Genomic DNA, 1,335 nt, shown 5'->3' on the forward strand with positions numbered 1-1,335 from the left:
TTTGTAAAATAATTTCCTCATCCAACGCATGCACGCGCTCGGCTAAAACCTGTGATTTTCGGAAATGCTCCTCATCTTCTGGTTCCATATCCCAGACCCCCGATGATCTTCCTAGAAACTTTGCACCTATATTTATTATCGCACGCAAATCATCTTCCAACGTGTCACTGTTAACTAGGTCGGCTGCCGTAACCGCTCTCGACAGATAGCTTTCTAATACTTCTTTGCTCATACTTCCTTGAAACTTGTAGTTTTTCAACAGTTTAGCCTCCAAAACAGTGTAGTTGTATCGTATCTTGATTCTTTATGGTATCGATACCATATTTTAAACAACAATGTAACGCTCGGTACCCCTTGCGTTACATTGTTGTTTCTATAGTAAGAACTAGTTTATTTTAAAGAGTTTCTTCCACAAAGCGATTCGTTAGCGAACCAAGCTTCTCTATTTCGATTGTAACCGAATCCCCGGGCTTAAGCCATACCCGCTTGTCCTCAGGGTAACCGAGTACAACACCCTCAGGCGTTCCCGTAAGTATGATATCGCCTGGCGATAAGGTCATATGCTGTGAAACATAGCTGACGATTTCATCACATCGGAAAACCATATCCGATGTATTCGACTGCTGGCGCACTTCACCGTTAACCGTACAGCTGATGGAGAGATTGTTCGGATCTTCAATTTCATCTGCAGTAACGAGATAAGGGCCAAGCGGACTGAACTTGTCCAATGATTTGCCAAGCAGCCACTGCTGCGTGCGCATCTGCAGGTCCCTCGCGGACAGATCGTTAACGCAGCAGTATCCGAATACATGCTCCAGAGCCTGCTCCTTCTCGACGTACTTCGTTTTCTTACCTATGACGATAACCAATTCAGCTTCATAATCGACTTGGGATGTCACCTTTGCCGGGAGAGGTATGTCATCGCCATGGGCGGCTACAGTATTATCGAATTTGTTGAACAAAATAGGATACGCCGGAATTGGAGCGTTTGTTTCAAAAGCATGCTTGCGGTAGTTCAGCCCGACACAAATGATTTTGCGCGGAGCGGTAACGCAAGGACCGAAAGAAATGTCTTCTTCCTGAAATAATGCTGCAGCAAACTTTTCCGGAGAAGCGACAGCTTCCTGAACGAAGCGGTTTAACGCTAGCAGTGTATCCGATCCACCTTCAATGACGTCCATAACCTCGGTCGGTACATTGGAATCATTTTTGATTTTCAATGCCTCTTTGATATCCAAAACTCCTGTTGCTATTTTAACCCCTAAACGATTGCCTTCTTTTGATTGAATCATAAGCAGTTTCATTTTACAACTTCCTTCCTATTAAGTATCTGAA

General features: G+C 44.1%; 2 protein-coding genes. Both read right to left on the reverse strand.

Going from position 1 to position 1,335, the window contains the following annotated elements:
• A partial coding sequence (locus tag AC1DWN_RS33820; protein ID WP_477563197.1) for a hypothetical protein occupies positions 1 to 259 on the reverse strand: 259 nt, incomplete at its 3' end.
• Between the two features lie 136 nt (positions 260 to 395).
• Positions 396 to 1,304 carry a fumarylacetoacetate hydrolase family protein gene (locus AC1DWN_RS33825; protein WP_477563198.1) on the reverse strand — a complete coding sequence of 303 codons (909 nt, stop codon included), beginning with the start codon at positions 1,302 to 1,304 and terminating at the stop codon, positions 396 to 398.
• Between the last annotated feature and the right edge of the window lie 31 nt (positions 1,305 to 1,335).

The sequence above is a fragment of the Paenibacillus sp. P4_A7 genome (assembly GCF_056402455.1).

What these genes read in the sequence shown, in the direction of transcription:
- AC1DWN_RS33825 (WP_477563198.1), bottom strand. Translation starts at nt 1,304, where the DNA reads ATGAAACTGCTTATGATTCAATCAAAAGAAGGCAATCGTTTAGGGGTT.